The sequence below is a fragment of the Corynebacterium sp. Marseille-P8863 genome (assembly GCF_946902955.1).
Taxonomy (GTDB): Bacteria; Actinomycetota; Actinomycetes; order Mycobacteriales; family Mycobacteriaceae; genus Corynebacterium; species Corynebacterium gottingense.
In genome coordinates this window covers 148,689-167,867 of sequence record NZ_CAMPQC010000005.1, presented here as the reverse complement: position 1 = coordinate 167,867, position 19,179 = coordinate 148,689, and the positions used below count along the sequence as shown (strand labels likewise).

19 protein-coding genes are annotated in these 19,179 nt (G+C 65.9%); 7 read left to right on the top strand and 12 right to left on the bottom strand.

What is annotated here, in order from left to right:
- Positions 1-2 precede the first annotated feature (2 nt).
- Positions 3-1,280 (bottom strand): uracil-xanthine permease family protein, encoded by a 1,278-nt coding sequence (locus OVO38_RS05680; RefSeq protein WP_267207966.1) that lies wholly within the window; start codon positions 1,278-1,280, stop codon positions 3-5.
- Positions 1,281-1,342: 62 nt separating this feature from the next.
- Entirely contained in the window at positions 1,343-2,875 is a 1,533-nt protein-coding gene (gene hflX / locus OVO38_RS05675; RefSeq protein ID WP_267207965.1) for a GTPase HflX, read from the bottom strand.
- Positions 2,876-3,071: 196 nt separating this feature from the next.
- Here hflX and OVO38_RS05670 point away from each other — a divergent pair, with 196 nt between their 5' ends.
- The gene (locus OVO38_RS05670; RefSeq protein ID WP_095536698.1) at positions 3,072-3,863 is read left to right on the top strand and encodes a hypothetical protein; all 792 of its coding nucleotides are present in this window, start codon (positions 3,072-3,074) and stop codon (positions 3,861-3,863) included.
- A 612-nt stretch (positions 3,864-4,475) separates the two neighbouring features.
- On the opposite strand, the gene OVO38_RS05665 is transcribed toward OVO38_RS05670, so the two are convergent.
- From OVO38_RS05665 to OVO38_RS05650, 4 genes are read right to left on the bottom strand one after another with little or no spacing between them, the layout of a single operon-like run.
- Entirely contained in the window at positions 4,476-5,552 is a 1,077-nt protein-coding gene (locus OVO38_RS05665) for a hypothetical protein (protein WP_267207964.1), read from the bottom strand.
- A 22-nt stretch (positions 5,553-5,574) separates the two neighbouring features.
- The gene (dapF, locus tag OVO38_RS05660; protein WP_267207963.1) at positions 5,575-6,441 is read right to left on the bottom strand and encodes a diaminopimelate epimerase; all 867 of its coding nucleotides are present in this window, start codon (positions 6,439-6,441) and stop codon (positions 5,575-5,577) included.
- Complete coding sequence (gene miaA / locus OVO38_RS05655; RefSeq protein WP_095554270.1) at positions 6,438-7,376, bottom strand: tRNA (adenosine(37)-N6)-dimethylallyltransferase MiaA; 939 nt, start codon at positions 7,374-7,376, stop codon at positions 6,438-6,440. The genes dapF and miaA overlap by 4 nt, the downstream gene beginning before the upstream one ends.
- The gene (locus tag OVO38_RS05650) at positions 7,373-8,020 is read right to left on the bottom strand and encodes a hypothetical protein (protein WP_267207962.1); all 648 of its coding nucleotides are present in this window, start codon (positions 8,018-8,020) and stop codon (positions 7,373-7,375) included. The genes miaA and OVO38_RS05650 overlap by 4 nt, the downstream gene beginning before the upstream one ends.
- A gap of 195 nt (positions 8,021-8,215) precedes the next feature.
- Here OVO38_RS05650 and OVO38_RS05645 point away from each other — a divergent pair, with 195 nt between their 5' ends.
- On the top strand, positions 8,216-9,625 hold the full coding sequence (locus OVO38_RS05645; protein ID WP_198947166.1) for a DUF349 domain-containing protein: 1,410 nt from the start codon (positions 8,216-8,218) through the stop codon (positions 9,623-9,625).
- A complete protein-coding gene (locus tag OVO38_RS05640; RefSeq protein WP_267207961.1) occupies positions 9,625-10,746 on the top strand; it encodes a GNAT family N-acetyltransferase in 1,122 nt (373 codons plus the stop codon). The genes OVO38_RS05645 and OVO38_RS05640 overlap by 1 nt, the downstream gene beginning before the upstream one ends.
- Here OVO38_RS05640 and OVO38_RS05635 read toward each other — a convergent pair.
- The 3 genes from OVO38_RS05635 to miaB form a co-directional block, all read right to left on the bottom strand.
- Positions 10,743-10,907, bottom strand: coding sequence for a glycerol dehydrogenase (locus OVO38_RS05635; RefSeq protein WP_095277275.1), 165 nt, complete (start codon positions 10,905-10,907; stop codon positions 10,743-10,745). The genes OVO38_RS05640 and OVO38_RS05635 overlap by 4 nt on opposite strands.
- A 91-nt stretch (positions 10,908-10,998) precedes the next feature.
- Complete coding sequence (locus OVO38_RS05630) at positions 10,999-11,700, bottom strand: hypothetical protein (protein ID WP_243389120.1); 702 nt, start codon at positions 11,698-11,700, stop codon at positions 10,999-11,001.
- Between the two features lie 45 nt (positions 11,701-11,745).
- Positions 11,746-13,353: a tRNA (N6-isopentenyl adenosine(37)-C2)-methylthiotransferase MiaB gene (gene miaB, locus OVO38_RS05625; protein WP_154878377.1), complete on the bottom strand. Its 1,608-nt coding sequence runs from the start codon at positions 13,351-13,353 to the stop codon at positions 11,746-11,748.
- A 135-nt stretch (positions 13,354-13,488) separates the two neighbouring features.
- On the opposite strand from miaB, the gene gluA reads away from it, so the two are divergent.
- The 4 genes from gluA (at position 13,489) to OVO38_RS05605 (ending at position 16,839) form a co-directional block, all read left to right on the top strand.
- Positions 13,489-14,217 carry a glutamate ABC transporter ATP-binding protein GluA gene (gluA, locus tag OVO38_RS05620; protein ID WP_165765484.1) on the top strand — a complete coding sequence of 243 codons (729 nt, stop codon included), beginning with the start codon at positions 13,489-13,491 and terminating at the stop codon, positions 14,215-14,217.
- Between the two features lie 49 nt (positions 14,218-14,266).
- The gene (locus tag OVO38_RS05615; RefSeq protein WP_267207960.1) at positions 14,267-15,142 is read left to right on the top strand and encodes a glutamate ABC transporter substrate-binding protein; all 876 of its coding nucleotides are present in this window, start codon (positions 14,267-14,269) and stop codon (positions 15,140-15,142) included.
- Positions 15,143-15,214: 72 nt separating this feature from the next.
- Positions 15,215-15,901: a glutamate ABC transporter permease GluC gene (gluC, locus tag OVO38_RS05610; protein ID WP_144717191.1), complete on the top strand. Its 687-nt coding sequence runs from the start codon at positions 15,215-15,217 to the stop codon at positions 15,899-15,901.
- Positions 15,901-16,839 carry an amino acid ABC transporter permease gene (locus OVO38_RS05605; protein WP_267207959.1) on the top strand — a complete coding sequence of 313 codons (939 nt, stop codon included), beginning with the start codon at positions 15,901-15,903 and terminating at the stop codon, positions 16,837-16,839. Before gluC ends, OVO38_RS05605 begins: the two co-directional genes overlap by 1 nt.
- Before the next feature lie 39 nt (positions 16,840-16,878).
- On the opposite strand, the gene recX is transcribed toward OVO38_RS05605, so the two are convergent.
- From recX to OVO38_RS05590, 3 genes are all read right to left on the bottom strand, one after another.
- Positions 16,879-17,502, bottom strand: a complete 624-nt coding sequence (gene recX / locus OVO38_RS05600) for a recombination regulator RecX (RefSeq protein ID WP_267207958.1) — start codon at positions 17,500-17,502, stop codon at positions 16,879-16,881.
- Positions 17,502-18,656: a recombinase RecA gene (recA, locus tag OVO38_RS05595; RefSeq protein ID WP_144717189.1), complete on the bottom strand. Its 1,155-nt coding sequence runs from the start codon at positions 18,654-18,656 to the stop codon at positions 17,502-17,504. Before recA ends, recX begins: the two co-directional genes overlap by 1 nt.
- A 246-nt stretch (positions 18,657-18,902) precedes the next feature.
- Positions 18,903-19,118 (bottom strand): DUF3046 domain-containing protein, encoded by a 216-nt coding sequence (locus tag OVO38_RS05590; protein WP_095545843.1) that lies wholly within the window; start codon positions 19,116-19,118, stop codon positions 18,903-18,905.
- Positions 19,119-19,179 lie beyond the last annotated feature (61 nt).

The following is a 19,179-nucleotide window of genomic DNA, read 5'->3' as shown; positions in this document are numbered from 1 at the left end:
CCTTACCGGTACTGGCCCTCCCCGACCGAGTTGTACAGCCACCGCATGAGTGGGTAGCCGACGATGATGCCCACAGACCCGATGGCGATCCCCTCGAGCGTCACGGAGCCGACGGTGAAGGACAGGTTGCCAATGCCCACGATCAGCGCGACCGCGGCGGCAGTGAGGTTGACCGGGTTGGTGAAGTCCACGTTGTTGTCCTGCCAGATGCGCACGCCCAGCATGCCGATGAGCCCATACAGGACCAGGCACGCGCCGCCGAGAACGCCGACGGGAATCGTGAAGATGATGGCGCCGAACTTGGGCACGAACGCCAGCGCGATGGCAAAGCACGCTGCCACCCAGTACGCCGCCGTGGAGTACACCTTCGTCGCCGCCATCACGCCGATGTTTTCGGCGTACGTGGTCGTTCCGGAGCCGCCGAAACCGCCGGCGAGGGTGGTGGCAATGCCGTCGCCGATAAGCGCCCTGCCCTGCAGGTTATCCAGGTCTCGGTGGGTCATCTCGGAGACCGCCTTGACGTGCCCGACGTTTTCGGCGATGAGCACCACCATCACGGGCAGCGTGACCAGGATGGCAGAAAGGTGGAATTCCGGCGAGTGGAACTGCGGCAGGCCGATAAGGGGCGCGTCGGCGATGGTGTCCAGGGCGTCGTCGGCAAGCCCGCCCGTGGCTGCGGCGTAGGCCCAGCCCACGATCACGCCGATCAGGATGCTCAGGCGCGAGATCATCCCGCGGGTCGCCACGGTGATCAGCACGATCGCCGCGAGGGTCACGCCAGCGACGGCCGGCTGTGCTTGGACGTTGCTCACCGCGGTCGGCGCGAGGTTGAAGCCGATGAGGGCGACGATAGCGCCGGTGACGGTGGGCGGCATGACCGCGTCGATCACGCGCTTGCCGGCCACGTGCACGACCGCGCCGACGGCGATGAGGAGCAAGCCTGTCACCAGCACCCCGCCCAGCTGCGCGCCGATGCCGTACTGCTGGGAGGCGGACAGCGGCGCGATGAAGGCGAACGAGGAGCCAAGGTAGCTGGGCAGCCTGTTCTGGGTGATCAGCAGGAAGAGGATCGTGCCCAACCCGGAAAAGAGCAGTGTCGTGTTGACGGGGAACCCGGTCAGGGTCGGCACGAGCAGGGTCGCGCCGAACATAGCCACGACGTGTTGCATGCCGATGCCGATGGTGCGCGGCCAGCTCAGCCGTTCGTCGGGTGCGACGACGGCACCGGGTTTCACGGTGCGGCCGTCGCCGTGCAGGGACCAACCATACGAAGTATTCACGCCTGGCAGTCTAGGCAGGTGTACCTAGCTGGTCCCAATCGTTTACGCAGGCACTCGCCCGCTTACGCGACTACGAATTCCGCGTACTGGTCGGCGAGCACCTGGGGCAGACGGACGTCGATACGCGTGCCCTGCTCCTCGTACTCCTCGCGGCGCACGGTGCCCTCCTCGTGGACGTGCGAGACGACGTCGCCGCGGGTGTACGGGACGAGCATCTCCACGTGGGCGTCGAGGGTGTTGAGGAACAACTCGACTTTGCCTTCCAGCTCGGGGATGCCCTCGCCGGTAAGGGCGGAGACGAAGACAACATCGTGGCCGGAGGAATCGAAGGCGTGGCGCAGCTCTGCAAGCACAAGCGGGTCAGCCTCGTCGATCTTGTTCACCACGACGATCTCCGGCGGGATTTCCTCGCCGGATTCGCGCGTAATCTCTGCCAGGACCTCGTTGACCGCCTTGATCTGCTTCAGCGGGAACGGGTCCGAGCCGTCCACCACGTGCAGCAAGAGATCCGCGTTCGTGACCTCTTCCAGCGTGGACTTGAACGCCTCGACCAGTTGCGTGGGCAGGTGGCGCACGAAACCGACGGTATCGGTGAGGACAACATTGCGGCCGTCCGCCAGCTGGGCACGCCGCGTCGAGGGGTCCAGGGTGGCAAACAGCGCGTCCTCCACCAGCACGCCCGCGTCCGTCATCGCGTTAATCAACGAGGACTTGCCCGCGTTGGTGTAGCCAGCGATGGCAATCTTGGGCGTGGTGGAACGCTGGCGCCGCGCGCGCTTTACCTCGCGCGCCGTCTTCATCCCCTTCAGCTCGTGGCGCAAGCGCGCCATGTCCGCGCGCAGGCGGCGACGGTCTGCCTCAATGCGAGTCTCACCAGGGCCGCGGAGGCCCACGCCCCCGTTGGAGCCGGCGCGGCCGCCCGCCTGGCGGGACAGGTTGCCGCCCCAACCACGGGTGCGCGAGAACAGGTATTCCATCTGCGCCAGCGAGACCTGTGCCTTACCCTCTCGGCTCTTCGCGTGCTGGGCGAAGATGTCCAGGATGAGCATGGTGCGGTCGATGACCTTGGTCTTCAGCGCCTCCTCCAGCGCCACGATCTGCGAGGGCGAGAGCTCACCGTCAAAAACCACCGTGTCCGCGCCGGATGCCTGCACGATCTCGCGCAGCTCCCCGACCTTGCCGGCACCGATGTAGGTGCCCGGGTCGGGCTTGTCGCGCTTTTGGTAGATCATCTCCACGACTTCCGCGCCCGCCGTCTCCGACAGCGCGGCGAGCTCACGCATGTTCGCTTCCATCTCCGCAGTCGTGCCCTCGAGCCACGCGCCAACGAGGATCACTCGCTCAAGACGCAGCTTGCGGTACTCAACTTCGTAGTCGTCTTCGAGCTCGTCAGTCCGAATCTCGGTGTGTTGTGTCACCCTGCGGAACGAGTTGCGCTCCTCCAAGTCGAGCGCGCCAGTCGTCGGGGCGTCAGCCCCGGGCTGCGGCGAGTTGTGCCGGAACGCCCGCTCGAGCAGCGCATCACGCGCCGCATCCTGCTCGCTCTGGTCGTCCTGTGCTCCCTGAGCACCCTGGGTGTAGAACGTTGAGGTCATTCAGTCCTTCTGGTCAGAACTTCCGGGCCGCGTGGGTTCGCGCGCCCAGCGCATTCCGAGGAATGCTTACGTTGTAGTTTACGTGTTTCTTCCAACACCGTGTGCATGCGGATCATTCCGTGCGCACAGTGCTTTGCGACGCCACCGCGACCCCGCAGTTCTCACCCCGGTGCATTCGCCGACTAGGCTGTGCTCCATGAGCGAAACTCTGAGTACCCGAGCCCAAGCGGCCACCGCGAGCAACGGCGCCCACCAGGACCTTGCTGCGATCGGCCTCGGTTTTTCCAAGTGGCAGGAAGCAGTCGAGCAGGCAATCGCCACCAACCGCCTCGAAGTCACGGGCGAGGTCCGTGGCGGGCAGCTGATTCAGTACGGCGACCCGTCGGGCGCGCAGCTCAACATCCTGGCTGTTGAGCCGTTTGCCACCTTCGCTGGCTTTGCGTCGCAAACGCGCACGTTTGCGCACATCACCCCGCTCAATGACGTCGTCGCACTGGCCGACGTTGTTGATCCGCACGGTAACACCATTTCCTCCGTTACCGTGAATCTGGCGCAGGGTCCGCTGATCGTCGACGAGCCGACGCTCCAGTGGCAGGAGCTGGGCATCACCGCACTGATGTTGGACCAGCAGCGTTTCGATTCCACCGACGCGTACCTGGCGGCCAACCCGGGTGCCGTCCTCGGCGCCGTGACTTCCCCTGGCGCGGAAGCCGTGGGCAACGGCGCGGCCACCACCCCCGACGCAGCGGCGCAGCTTTCCGCACGCGTCCTCGACGCGGAATACCGCACCTCCGAGCTGACCGGCCAGCGCTTCATCCACGCGTCCGTGGATGGCGCCTTCCCCTTCGACGTGTGCCTGCCGGACGGCGAGCTCCCGCAACGCGACTCCGTCATCGCCGGTACCGCGGTGCTCGCCGGCTCCATCCCCGCTCCGAGCGGCGGCGGGTGTGGCGGCTGTGGCGGTTCCTGTGGCTGCGGTGGGCACTAGGGATACAGACGCTCGGCTCCGGTGACCCCGTTGACCCCGTTGACATGGTCCCCACACGCCGATCGAGGAGGTGACCGCACGTGGATCCATCACGAAAAGACTTACTCCGCGCCTTGTGGGGCGCTCTGTTGTTCGCAGTGGCGGTCCTGCTGGTGATCTTCCTCCGGCTCCCAGGGCTCATGCTCACGCTGCTCCTCATCCCGCTCGCGCTCGCGATACACCGCCGGTACGACACGAATCCGGAGATCGCGTCGCTGAAGGCGTCGCTGCGCATCGCGCGCGACGACATGGAGGAGATCCCAAAGCTACGACGATCTCAAGTACGGCACGTCCACGCAGTCCGTCGCAGATCGCACGCTGCACTACCCGGCGCTAGCCAACGGCGACGTCTCGCAGCACGCCATCAGCGAGTTCCTGCTGCGCACCTCCTCGGCGCGCCGCTTCATCGCGCGCATTGACGGCTACCTGGAATCCCCGGACATTGACCGCTTCCAGCTAGAAAAGCTCATTGGCATTGCCGACGAGCGCGCGCTCGAGCTTTCCGAAGCGTGGGACGACGCCCGGCGCGTCGCGCGCCAAATCGGGCCCGCGTAGCGCTGCGAGCGCAACCACCTACAGCAACTGCTGCAGCTGCGACGGCAGTGTGATACCCAGCCGAGGCGCGACTGCGACTGCGCCGCCGACGAGGAACCCCAGCGCGGCGAGCACCCCAAGTGCGATGGCAACTGCCTTTCCCGCCGAGCTGGCCTGCTCCGTGTTTTCTGCTCTCGCCGGGACCGCTGGGGGCGCCGCGGTGTCGGCCAGGGGCTCACCTGCGGGTGCAGGGCCGTCGCCGTGACGCGTGCCGACGCCTCCTTGCTGGTTCACGTCCGCTTCCGTGGGGAAGCTGACCGTTACGTTGCCGCCCTGCGCGCACGCCTTGTCTGCCTGCTTCGTCGCGGCGACGTTTGCGCGCTCGTAGGCGATGGCTGCGGGGAGGTCGACGACGCGCGGTGCTTCCTCGTTAAACCTCCTGATCTGGTCCTGCGTCAGGTCCAGCTGTTCATTGGCGGAGAAAACCTTGCCCGGGTTCTGGGCGAACTCATCCCATCCTTCGTAGCCCATTTCGGCCCACGCTGCGTTTGCGGTCTCTCCCGGGAAGAGCTCAAACTCCCAGGAATTCGCCCTCCCGGACTCCACACGTTGCAGGTACGCGTCGGTTCGGGCTTGCGCTGCGACGATGTCCGTGATTGTTCCGGCCGTATCGGGGCCGTATGCGTCCTCGAGCGACGCAACTTCGCGTTCGTACTCTGCTTCGACGTCTGGGGCGACGTCGGTAAAGTTTTCGTAGCTGATCAAGGTCTCTACCACGGACTCGTTTGCTGCTAACGCATCGAGGCGCTTGAGTTGTTCGGGTGTGAGCGTGGTTTTACTCGCAACGATGAAGAGCCGCTCCAACGCCACGGTGTCATACAGCGCGTACGCCTTGGCCTCGTCTTCGGTGAGGCTGACAAAGCAAGACTGCGCGCCCAGCAGCCCTGAGTCCTCCAGCGGGCCGACATCGGCGGCGTTCGCGGGTGGCGCCACTGCGGCCACTGCAACCACTGCGGCCATCGGGGCCGCCGCGCTGGCGAGCCGCCGGGAACTGGGTCGCTTGGTGTCCCGGTGATCGTCGTGAAGCGGACGGGCGAACGAGGCTGCGAGGTGCATTGCGGCTACTTTCAAGGAGCATCTACTGCGCGCCGGAGGGAGAATGGGCGTCCGCAGCAGGACAGGGAAGGATGACATCTCCATGCGCCACGATACGCGAGGGGCCCGTCATGCGCGCGGTTTGCTCCGAATTTACTGAGTCTTCGCTGATTGCAACTTCCACCGCACCGCCGGGGACGCGCACAGTGACGGTCCCAGCCGCCTCGCCTGCGGCACGCAGCGCGGCGGCCGCGGCGGCGACGGTGCCAGTCCCGCAGGAGCGGGTCTCTCCTACGCCACGCTCCCAGACGCGCATGGAACACTGCCCGTCGCGCGCCTCGGTGAGGAGCTCCACGTTGACGCCCTCCGGGAACACGGCAGCGTCAAACTCGGGAGCGGACAGCTCCATGGCTGCGAGCTCCTCAGGGGTCATGCCGGGCACGACCGCGGCGAGGTGCGGGTTTCCCACATCGACGGCGACGCCTTCAAAGGTGTGCGATCCGATGGTCGCCCACGAGTCAGCCCCAGCGCGCACGGTGCCCATGCCCACGGCAACGACGGCGTCGCGCTCGTCAAAGCGCACGACGTGGATGCGCTTCACTCCTGCGCGGGTGTGCACGTCAAAGTCGTCGGCGGGTTCGAGGCCCTCGGCCTTGAGCACGTGGGCGAATGCGCGGATGCCGTTGCCGCACATCTCGGCGATCGAGCCGTCGGCGTTGCGGTAGTCCATGAACCAGGTGCCGTCGATACGCACGACGCGCAGCAGGCCGTCGCCGCCGATCCCGGCACGTCGGTTGCACAGCCAGGCAACCTGCTCGGGGGCGAGGTCGAGCTGATCGTCGACGTCAATGAGTACGACAAAGTCATTCTCTGTCGCGTGGGCTTTGATGAACTGTTGCGGCTGGGTCATGGTTGCGAGTCTAGACGCAGCGCGGCCAGCGCCTGTTCGAGCGTCTCTCCCGACGCGGCGTCGAGCCACGCGATGCGGTGGTCCCGGTTGAACCACGAGCGCTGGCGGCGCACGTAGCGGCGCGTGCCGGTCACCGTGCACTCGACGGCCTCGTCGTGGGAAAGCTTGCCTGCCATCATGTCAAGGACCTGGGCGTAGCCGATGGCGCGCCCGGCGGTGGAGTCGCGGACGAGCCCGTCACCGATGAGCGATTCGACCTCGTCGATGAGGCCGCGCTCGAACATGAGGTGCGCGCGTTGTTCCACGCGTGGGTTGAGCCACTCGGCGTTCGTGCGCAGCCCCACGATGCGTGTCCCCCAGCGCGGCGGCGCGTCCTTTGGCGGCTGGGACGCCTGGAAGGGCTTCCCGGTCAGCTCGATGACCTCGAGCGCGCGCACCGTGCGTCGCGGGTCCTTGTCCTCGATGACGCGGGCGGCTTCGGGGTCGATCGCGGCGAGCTCGTCGTGCAGCGCGTCGGTGCCGATGGCGAGCCTGCGGTCCTCGTACTTTTGGCGAACTGCGGGGTCGGTGGGCGGGAACGTCCAGGCGTCGATAAGCGACTGCACGTACAGCATCGAACCACCGACGAGGACGGGGACCTTGCCGCGCGCCATGATCTCCTCAACGGTGGCGACGGCGAGTGCCTGATACTCGGCCACGGACGCGGACTTGGTGACGGGCCAGATGTCCAGCAAGTGGTGCGGGATGCCGCCGCGCTCGTCGGGGGCGAGCTTGGCGGTGCCGATGTCCATACCCCGGTAGAGCTGCATGGAGTCGACGTTGACCACCTCCCCGCCGACGTGCGAGGCGAGCGCGATGCCCAGGTCGGACTTTCCGGACGCCGTGGGGCCAACGACAGCGATCGGGCTGACCGAGCTCTCGGGTGCGTGAGTCATGCCACCTCCCACAGCGCAACGTAGCGGCCGACGCCAAGCGACGCGTCCGAATCAACCAACTGGCTGCTCACCCGGTTGAGCCGGGCGAGTTCGAACCACAGCTCCGGCTCGAGCACGCCAAGCTCCTCCAAGTTTTCGGGCAGCGCGACATCCTCGCCGTCGGCGAAACGCCCCATTGCGCGGTGCAGTTCCGGGGCACCCTGCATGAGCGCGAGCGGCGCGCGCTCGGTCAGGCCCGCCGACCCGTCCGCCACGACGATGGTGAGCACGCCTGGGTCAGGTGCTCCCACGTGGCTGCGCACCTCACGCACGCGGGTGCTCCGGCCGGCCAGCGAGGGTTGCGCGAGCGCGTAGCGGGCGACGAGCTCCGGCAGGTAGTTTCCCTCGCCGACGCTGACTTGCGGTGCGCCCCACGCGGCGAAGGAGCCAGTATGGGCGGTGTAGTGCTGCTGGTTGCGCGGGCAGACAATGTCAATGGTCGCCGCTGTTTCTCGGGCACCTGAGGCGCCGAGGGCGTCTACCGCCTGCCCAACCGCCGTGCCGATCGCGCCGAGCACCCGCCGGGAGGGTTCGTGGGCCCCGGCGAGGGAGTCAACCAGGGCCGGCGACCCCGGCATGATGAGGACCTGTGCGCTGTGTTTCACCCGCACCACTCTAGTTGGCGCGCTCGGCGCGCAACCGGGTGGGAGGTCCGCTCCCGGAGCAAGGTTTGGCCGCGCAGCTGCCGGTACCCCTGTAAAGTTTGAGGAAGCACTCGCCACGCAGCGCCCTACAACGGACGCCGCGTGGCACTGGCAGCCGCGTCGCGCGGCACTTTGAACGTAGGGAAAGGACCTGCAATGACCACCTCGGACCAGACACCGAAGCCAGCTCCGAAGCCCGGGGCGACCCCCGCTCCGAAGCCGGGCGTGAAACCATCACCGGCCGCGATGCCGAACCGCTCGCCCAAGCCCGGTCCCGTGCCTGGTTCCGCAAACCCGCAGGCTGCCACCCCGTCCCCCGTCCCGCCGAAGACGCCTGCGGTGCCCACCGCTGACCCCTCCAAGTTTGGTCGCATCGATGAGCACGGCGCGGTCTTTGTCACGCGCGGTGGCACGGAGCGCCAGATCGGCTCCTGGCAGGCAGGGACGCCGGAGGAAGGCCTGGCGCACTACGGCCAGCGCTTCGACGACCTGGTCACCGAGGTCGAGCTGATCGAATCCCGCCTGGCAGCCCACCCGGACGACGCCGCGCAGCTTCGCCAGCGGGCCGAGGCACTGAAGTCGACGCTGGACGAGCAGGCGGTCATCGGCGACCTGGACGCCCTGGACGCGCGCCTGGACGCGGTCATCGCGGCATCGGACGTCGCCGGCCAACAGGCCCAAGAGGCGAAGGCGCAGCGCCGCGCCGACGCCATCGCCAGGAAGGAAGCGCTCGCCGCGGAGGCGGAGGAGCTCGCCGAAAACTCCAATGAGTGGAAGGCCGCGGGCGATCGCATCCGCGCCATCCTCGAAGAGTGGCGCACCATTCGCGGCATCGACCACAAGACGGACGACCAGCTGTGGAAGCGCTACTCGCGCGCCCGCGACGCGTTCAACCGTCGCCGCGGCTCCCACTTCGCCGAGCTGGACCGCAACCGCGCCGCCGCCAAGCGCGCCAAGGAGGAACTGGTCGTGCGCGCCGAGGCCCTGCAGGACTCCACCGATTGGAACGAGACCGCGCGCGCGTACCGCGACCTCATGAAGGAGTGGAAGGCGGCCGGACGCGCCCCGCGCGACGCCGACGACAAGCTGTGGGCCAAGTTCCGGGCGGCACAAGACAAGTTCTTCGGCGCCCGCGACGCCGTCAACGCCGAACGTGACCGCGAGTTTGCAGCGAACGCGCAGGCCAAGGACGCGCTGATCGCAGAGTACGAGCCGCTCATTGACCCGTCGAAGGGCCTCGGCGGCGCAAAGGCGAAGCTACGCGAGCTGCAGGACAAGTGGGATGAGATTGGCTACGTCCCCCGCGGAAAGGTCCGCGAGTACGAGGACAAGATCAGCGCGCTTGAGCAGCGCGTCGCAGATGCGGAGGAATCCCGCTGGCGCAAAACCGACCCGGCAGCGCAGGCCAAGGCAAACCAGTTCCAGGTCAAGGCAGATGACCTGACCAAGCAGGCTGAGGCTGCAGAACAACAGGGCAACGCGAAAAAGGCCACAGAGCTGCGCGAGCAGGCCGCCCAATGGCAGGAGTTCGCCGACGTGGCGTCCAAGGCGGTCAACGACAACTAGTGCTCGCCCCGCAACTCTTCGCGCCCCGCCCCGACGCCCACACTCCGCACGCTGCCGCAGACAACGCGGCACACGACGCGGCGGCCGCCGTCGTCGGGGCGTACGCCTTTTCCGCCACCCTTGCCATCCAGGACATCACTGGCATGGCCACCTCAGGCGTCACCGCGTCACACATAGCGAAACGCCTGGAGCCGTCGGCTGAGTCGACTGCGTACCTCTTCGCGCTCACGGATGCGCGCGCACCGCGCCCCGTCACCGACCTCGGATACCCCGAGTTGTTCGCAGCCGACCTCGAGCACGTCCAGGCGTGGGTCTTCGTCTCCCTGCCGCTCCTCGAGGACCTCACCGTCATCGAGGCAAACATCACCCTCGACGCCGCGATCGCACCCCTGCCAGGAGAACCCGTCCCGGACGAACCTTGGCGTGCCGCACTCTCGCTTGTCGACGCCCTGTCGACCCAACTCGAGCGCCCCACTAGACACATCTGGGTGACCCACGCGCCGGGCGAATTTACCCCTCCGACCGCCGAGGAGTTCGGCTACGCGCCCGCGTTCCGCGAGGATCAGGCGACGTTTCCGGTCGAGCACATCTCGGCACTCCCCGCTCCGGCCGGTGACATCCAGGTCGTGGAGGGCCCCGGCTTCCGCACGAACCGCACCGGCGCGCCGGGCGAGGCGCAGCAATTCGGCCGGTTGCTTACCGCAGCCTCACGCGACTACCCGCGCGGCGACCTGCGCCTGGACACCATCGAGTGGGACCTCCAGCGCATCACTGACGCGGGCGCCAGGCTGACCGACCGCGGCGGTTTGCAGCTCACCGGGATCGTCCGTGTCGCGGGCGAGATCGCCGGTCTGTGCGAGGTTGTCCGCTACCTTTCTGATGACCCGAAGGTCTGTGAGCTTGGGCTCGTCTACGTGCTGCCCGAGCATCGCGGTCGCGGCCTCGGCGCGGGGCTCATTCGCGCCACGCTCGAGCACGCGCGGGATGTGTGGGAGGACCTGGAGACCGCTTACTGCTCGTACCCCGCCGGTTCCGCAGCTGCGGGATCCATCATGCGGGCGCTCTCCGCGGAGCCTGCCTCCGCCACGACAGCTTGGCAGAAGCTCGAGGAGACGGATTAGCTGCGCGGCCGGTAGAGTGCGTTCGCGGCGGACGACGTTGCCGCCGAGCCGACCAGCACCAGAATGGTGTAGAGAATGCCGGTGATGCCCAGCATCTGCAACAGCCACCCGAAGAAGAGGGCACCGACGACGGCGCCGCCGATCGAAACAACCCAACGCATACACAAGTCCTTCCATGTGGGGAGCAGGTAAAGTCTGGCCCTCCACCGTACCGATTCTCCGCTCCGCGCGGGTCGGCCCCGGTCAGTCCACCTAGTCCGAGGGGTGCTGGCGGTGGCGTTCGGCGGCCCGGGCGCGGCGATCGTCGATAAGCAGCGGGTTCTCGGCGTATCCCTGGGCCTGGCGGGTGGCTTCCTGCTGGGCCTTGGCCACGTCGTCGGTGTCGTCGAGCAGCGCGCGGCGCTCACCGGCCGCCCGCTGGGCTGCGTCGCGGCGGGTGATCACCGGGATGAAGGCGAACGTGGCCACTGCAACCGCGAGGATGGCCAGGTAGCTGCCCGGGCCGTGGTGAAATCCCTGGTCAAACGCATCGCTTGTGCGGCGAAGCCACAGCGCGAGCACAGACGCAAACAGTGCGACCGTCGTGAGCATCCACGCGGGCGCAGCGAAGACGAAGCGGCGGGTAGCCAGCGCCACCGTCGTGAGCACGCCCAGCCCGGCCAGCGACAGCCACAGGAACACGGTCTCCGTGAGCTTCGCCTGAACGCTTGCCGACGCCTCCGTAACCCCCACGAACTGCCAGCCGCTCACCCCGCCCGCAAACGGGAGGAAGAGTGCAATGAGGTACACCACGACGCAGCCGGCAAGCACCCAGAACCCCGCGTTGACCGGGATGGTCGCGCCAGCCGCCTTCTCGGCGCGCGCGGCCTGCTTGGCATCGCCGCCCTTGTAGGTGTGGGCGGCCGCGCTCTGCTCCGCGAGCCGATTGTCCTCCGGGTGTGGTGCCTGCGCCATGGTGGCCTCCAATGAGTGTGCGTGGAAGTGGTTCGGGCAGTGAGTCTAGTTGCAGCCGCACGCGCCGCCCGCTGCGGCGGTGCCGGTTGCGGGGTCCGCGTTAGTGGCGGGGCGGCCGATCGTCGGCAAGCCCAGGCCCACCCCGACCGGCGCCGTGGTGGGCACCTCACCTGCGGCCGAGTTATCGCCCGCCTTGGTGCGGCGGTGCGAGCGCACACCCGAATCCGCGATGAGGAAGTGGGGCTTGGAGTCAGTCACGGTCACGTGGACGATGTCTCCCGGGCGGATCTCGCCGTCGATGTTGCCCTCGGGTGTGAAGTGCACGAGTCGGCCGTCACGGGCGCGGCCGGACATGCGATGGGTACGGTCGTTCTTGCGGCCGCCGTCGGCCTGGACGAGCAGCTCCTGGTCGGTGCCCACCAGCTTCGCGTTCTCCTCCTCGCTAATACGCTCCTGCAGGGCGACGAGGCGCTCGAACCGGTCCTGCACGACCTCCTTCGGCACCTGGTCCTCCATCTCGGCGGCCGGGGTCCCGGGCCGCGGCGAGTACTGGAAGGTAAACGCCGAGCTGAAGCGCGCCTGCTCCACCACGTCGAGGGTGCCCTGGAAGTCCTCTTCGGTCTCGCCGGGGAAGCCGACGATGATGTCGGTGGTGATCGCCGCGTGCGGGAGCTTTTCACGCACCTCGTCGAGAATTCCGAGGAACTTCTTGGTGCGGTAGGAGCGGCGCATGTCCTTGAGCACCTTGTCCGAGCCGGACTGCAGAGGCATGTGCAGCTGCGGGCACACGTTCGGCGTCTCCGCCATTGCGTCGATGACATCAGAGGTGAACTCGGCTGGGTGCGGAGAGGTGAAGCGCACGCGCTCGAGCCCCTCAATGTCGCCGCAGGCGCGCAGGAGCTTGGAAAACGCGGAACGGTCACGCTCCAGGTCCTCATCAACAAAGTTCACGCCGTACGCATTCACGTTCTGGCCCAGGAGCGTAATTTCGGACACCCCCTGGTCCACCAGCGCCTGGACCTCTGCCAGGATGTCGCCGGGTCGGCGGTCCGCTTCCTTGCCGCGCAGGCTCGGCACGATACAGAAGGTGCACGTGTTGTTGCAGCCGACGGACACGGACACCCAGCCCGCGTAGGAGGACTCGCGCTTCGCGGGCAGCACGGACGGGAAGACCTCGAGGGACTCAACGATCTCCACCTGCGCCTCGTCTTCCACACGAGCGCGGTCCAGCAGCGCGGGCAGCGCCGACAGGTTGTGAGTGCCAAACACGGCATCGACCCAGGGGGCCTTTTCCAGGACCGTGTCCCGATCCTTTTGCGCCAGGCAGCCACCGACAGCGATCTGCATGCCGGGGTGCGCTTCCTTGGTCTTCTTCAACTGGCCGAGCGTGCCATAGAGGCGCTTGTCCGCGTTTTCGCGCACCGCGCACGTGTTAAAGACCACGAGGTCGGCTTCGGTCTCCTGCTCCGCGGCGACGTATCCGGCGCGTTCAAGCATGCCGGAAAGCCGCTCCGAGTCATGCACGTTCATCTGGCAGCCGAAGGTGCGCACCTCGTAGGTGCGACCGGCTCCACCGCTGGTCACTTCTTGCCCCTGAAGATTCTGTTGCTGCGTCACGGTTGCACAGTGTATCGCCGCCAACGCCCGCAGCATAACCGGGAATTCCGCCGCCCGCGCCGCTCAAGTTACCCACAGTTTGGGGGAGGTTTACACAAAGTTTCACAAAACCATGTCACAGATCACTTGGATCGGCTAAATGTTATATGCATGACACAGGCTACTGAACCCATGATTCTCATGGAGGGCGTGCAGAAGTATTTCGGTGACTTCCACGCCCTGACTGACATCAATCTCACCGTTCCCAGAGGCGAGGTTGTCGTTGTGCTTGGCCCATCCGGGTCCGGCAAGTCAACCCTGTGTCGCACGATCAACCGCCTCGAAACCATCGAGGAAGGCTCGATCCACATCGACGGCAAGCTCCTTCCTGAGGAAGGGAAAGACCTTGCCAAGCTGCGCGCCGACGTGGGCATGGTGTTCCAACAGTTCAACCTGTTCCCGCACCTGACTATCCGTGACAACGTCACGATCGGCCCTATCAAGGTGCGCAAGTACAGCAAATCGGACGCAGTCAACCGCGCGAACGAGTTGCTCGACCGGGTTGGCATTGGCAACCAGTCAGGCAAGTACCCGGCGCAGCTATCCGGCGGTCAGCAGCAGCGCGTCGCTATCGCGCGTGCCCTGGCCATGGACCCGAAGGTCATGCTTTTCGACGAACCCACGTCCGCCCTCGACCCCGAGATGGTGGGAGAAGTCCTGGACGTCATGAGCGAACTCGCTGCATCCGGCATGACCATGGTCGTAGTCACACACGAAATGGGCTTCGCCCGCAAAGTGGCGGACCGGATCCTCTTCATGGCTGACGGCGAGATTGTGGAGGACTCCGACCCAGAATCCTTCTTTACCAACCCGCAGTCGGATCGTGCCAAGGACTTCCTGGCCAAGATCCTCCCGCACTAACCCCTACGCCCTTCCCTCCCCCTCATCCCAATCCCAAAGGAGACCACTCATGAACCGCATCTTCCGCGCCCTGGCAACCACGTCCATCGCAGCACTCACCGCCACCATGCTCGTCGCGTGCGGCGGCGCCTCGAGCGCGAGCGGCGACGGCCTACTCGCCCAAATTGAGGCGGGCAACGTCACCCTGGGCACCAAGTATGACCAGCCGGGCCTCGGCCTGCGCGAGGCAGACGGCTCTATGACCGGCCTGGACGTGGAAATCATGACCTACGTGGTCAATTCCATCGCCGATGCGAACGGCTGGGAGCATCCCGAGATCACCTGGCGCGAAACCCCATCAGCGCAGCGCGAAACCCTGATCCAAAACGGCGAGGTCGCCGCCATTGGCGCAACCTACTCCATCAACTCCTCTCGTGCAGAGGCCGTGAGCTTCGGCGGCCCCTACCTGCTCACCCACCAGGGCCTGCTCGTGCGCAGCGAGGGTAATGACATCAACGGCCTGGATGACCTGGACGGCCGCATCCTGTGCTCCGTCACCGGCTCCACCCCGGCGCAGAAGGTCAAGGACGCGCTCCCCGGCGTGCAGCTCCAGGAGTACGACACTTACTCTTCGTGCGTCGAGGCTCTGCGCAACGGCAACGTCGACGCGCTGACCACAGACAACACTATTTTGGGCGGCTACGCGGCCCAGTCCCCGGGTGACTTCAAGGTCGTGGAGCTGGAAAAGGACGGCGAGCACTTTACCAACGAGCACTACGGCATCGGCGTGACCAAGGACGACACCGAAACCGTCGACGCCATCAATACCGCGCTCAAGGCAATGTACGAGGACGGCTCCTTTGACACGTTCGTCGACGAAAACCTCGAGGGCGGCGTAGGTGTCGAGCAGGACAAGCCGGGCGACCTGTCCTTCCTGGAGCAGTAGGCGCTCCCCACGCGCCTGCGCGCCCCGCGCCAGCCCCCAATCTATTCACCGCACTGCACCGAGGAGTCAACTATGGACGCCCTATGGGCCGACCTGCTGCCAAAGCTTTGGCCCGCATTTTTCACCACAATCCGGCTCACTGTCTATTCGGCCATCGGCGCGATGCTCTTGGGCACGCTGCTGACGGCAATGCGCGTCTCGCCGGTCGGTGTGCTGCGCGGGCTCGCCACCACCTACATCGAAACGGTGCGAAACACCCCACTCACCCTGGTTGTGCTCTTCTGCTCGTTCGGTCTGTTCCAAAACCTCGGGCTTGAACTGGCCAGCAGGGACTCCTCGACGTTCATCGCGGACCAGAACTTCCGCCTGGCGGTGCTCGGCTTCATCCTGTACACCAGCTGTTTCGTCGCCGAGTCGCTCCGAAGCGGCATCAACACCGTCCACTTCGGCCAGGCCGAAGCTGCCCGCTCATTGGGCTTGAGCTTCGGGCAAATATTCTCGCTCATTATTTTCCCGCAGGCCGTCCGCGCGGCGATCGTGCCACTGGGCAACACGCTGATCGCGCTGACCAAGAATACGACCATCGCGTCAGTCATCGGTGTCGCCGAGGCATCGCTGCTGATGAAGTCCACGATCGAGTTCCATGCCAACGAGCTCTTCGTCGTCTTCGGCGTCTTCGCCGCCGGGTTCCTCATCCTCACCCTGCCGATGGGCCTCGCCCTCGGCTGGCTTTCTGACCGATTGGCGGTGAAGCGCTAATGTCCGTACGCGCAACAGTTCTTTACGACGCCCCCGGCCCCAACGCCGTCAAACGCAACTACATCTACACCGCCGTCACCATCGCCGTCCTCGCTGCGGCCGCGTGGTGGGTGATGAGCACGCTCGCCAGCAACGGCCAGCTCGAGGCCGCAAAGTGGACCCCCTTTGTCCAGGCCAACACCTGGACCACCTACATCCTGCCTGGACTCCTCGGCACACTGAAGGCAGCCGCGCTCTCCATCGTCTTCGCCATCGTCTTCGGCGTGATCTTCGGCCTCGGCCGACTCGCCCAAACCAAGGTGGTGCGCTGGTTGTGCGGCGTGATCATCGAGTTCTTCCGCGCCATCCCAGTGCTCATGCTCATGATCTTCCTGTACCAGCTCTTCGCGGTATTCAAGATCGTTCCTCCGAAAGGGCTCGCGTTCTGGGCCGTCGTCATCGCGCTGACGCTCTACAACGGCGCCGTCATCGCCGAGATCCTCCGCGCCGGCATCAAGTCGCTCCCGCGCGGGCAGTCGGAGGCAGCGCAGGCCCTGGGCATGTCGCACTGGCAGACCATGTGGCAGATCCTGCTCCCCCAGTCCGTCGCCGCAATGCTGCCGGCGCTCATCTCTCAGATGGTCATTGCACTGAAGGACTCGGCACTGGGCTACCAGATCGGCTACATCGAAGTTGTCCGTTCGGGCACCCAGGTCGCGTCCGCGAACAAGAACTACATCCCTGCGCTCATCGTCGTGGCAATCATCATGATCGCCATCAACTTCCTGCTCACCCGCTTGGCGTCACGCGTTGAGCACCAGCTTCGCGCAGGTCGCGCGCGCCGCAACCCCTTTGCCAAAGTTCCCGAGCAGCACAACCAGGGCCTGGAAACCAAAGACAACGTCAACGTGGACTGGCACAACCCCAACTACACCAAGATTGCCAACCCTGACCAGTAGGCGCGGGGCATCGCCTCTCGACGCCACGCCCCACGCCACCTACTCCCCCTCGAGCTCCGCGAGACGCTGCTCAAGCACCTCGCGGCCCAGGCGCAGCGCCATCCCCTCGGGGAAGCCACGGCGCGCCATCGCGCCGACGATGCGTCGCAACACCTTGTCGTACTCGGCCCGCTCGTCGGGGCGGTGCCTCACCTGGCGGGCCTTCTTCTCTGCCACCGCACGCGCGGTGGCCTCCTCGTCTGCTTCACTGAGCTGCGCTAGGGCCTCGGCACGATCGGCCTGAGCCACGCCCTTTTGCTGCAACTCCCTGTCCAGGAACCGCGATGACTTCCCGCGCCGTTTCGCGCGCTGCCGCACCCACTCGTGGGCGAACGCCGCGTCGTTGAGCAGCCCGGACCCCTCGAATTCATCAAGAACGTCCTCAACGAGCTGTGGCTCGAACTCCGCGCGCAGGAGGCGGGAGCGCAGCTCGTCGCGGGAGCGCGCCCGCTGGTCGAGCAGCCCCAGCGCCCGCTTTCGCACTGGGGCCAGGGCCTCCTCCCGAGTGCGGTCGAAGAGCTGGTTGCTCCCCTCGCCGCGTTCGTAGGCCTCGACGGCCTCCTTGAGCCGCTCAAGCTTTTCCGGGTCAGGCTGGGTCGGCCCCCGATCGCGTGGGCCCGCCACTACTTCGCGTCAGCGGCGGACGCACCGGCCGGGGTGCCGTCGCCGACTTCGTCGTCGTCGAAGTCGACGTTGGGGACCATGTCCACGGGATCGTCGCTAAGCTCATCGCCCTCGCTGTTGTTGGACTTGGCGTACGCGCCGACGCCGAGGGCCTGGAAGATCTTGTCCTCGATCTCGTTGGCCAGGTCCGGGTTGTCCTTGAGGAAGTTGCGAGCCTTCTCCTTGCCCTGGCCGAGCTGGTCGCCCTCATAGGTAAACCAGGAGCCGGACTTCTTGACGATGCCGTTGTCCACGCCGAGGTCAATGATGGAGGACTCGCGGGAGATGCCCTCGCCGTACATGATGTCGAACTCGGCGATCTTGAACGGCGGCGAGACCTTGTTCTTCACAATCTTCATCTTGGTGCGGTTACCAATGGAATCCTGGCCGTCCTTCAGGGTCTGGATTCGACGCACGTCACAACGCACGGAGGCGTAGAACTTCAGCGCCTTACCGCCGGTGGTAGTCTCCGGCGAGCCGAACATCACACCGATCTTCTCGCGCAGCTGGTTAATAAAGATCGCGGTGGTGCCGGAGTTGTACAGCGCACCGGTCATTTTGCGCAGCGCCTGCGACATCAGGCGGGCCTGGAGGCCGACGTGGGAGTCGCCCATCTCGCCCTCGATTTCCGCCTTCGGCGTCAGCGCCGCGACGGAGTCAATCACGATGATGTCGATGGCGCCGGAGCGCACCAGCATGTCCGCAATCTCCAGGGCCTGCTCACCGGTATCCGGTTGGGAAACCAGCAGGTTATCGGTGTCCACACCGAGCTTGCGCGCGTACTCCGGGTCAAGTGCGTGCTCCGCATCAATGAACGCGGCAATACCGCCGGCGCGCTGGGCGGACGCGATTGCGTGCAGCGCCACCGTCGTCTTACCGGAAGATTCTGGCCCGTAGATCTCTACGACACGGCCGCGGGGCCAGCCTCCGATGCCGAGGGCGACGTCAATCGCAGTATTGCCCGAAGAAATGGACTGGATTGGCGGACGGTTATCGTCTCCAAGACGCATAATCGCGCCCTTGCCAAAGTCCTTCTCAATCCGAGCCATCGCCGCATCGAGCGCGTTTTGACGTTCGTTGCCGCTATTCGCGGCAGCCTTCTTCTTCGCAGCCATGTTGTTCTCCTTTATGTCTTTCGTAGGTTCGCACGCGGCACCATGGCCGCCCTTTATCTATTAGACGCACGACCATAGGGGTGCGGTTCCCTCTGCCACCAATCTTTTTCTCCTGTGGCGCTGATTGGCACTCTACGGCAGGGCGCGGACACGCAACGACTATACACGCATAGGTGTTCGAGTACACGTCGCGACACACAAGTGGGTCCACCCCTACACAGCGCGCCGCAGACAAAGGGCCGCGCGCTACTTCCCAGGCCGGTCTACGCCCAGGCGGCGCTCCTGCGGCACGTCAAAGGAGTCACACAGTCGCTCCCACGCCACCTTCGGATCGACCCCGCTTTCGATCATCTCTGCAGCCGTTTCGCCCTCCACGGAAAGCACCTGGGACTGGATAATCCAACCGGCGCGATCCGAGCCGAATTCGTCTTCCACCAACTGCCGAAATTCCGTCAAACGCATGCCGTCTAACCTACACGCGCACCGCTCCCTCCCCGCATCGCACGAGTTGAACAGCGTTCAC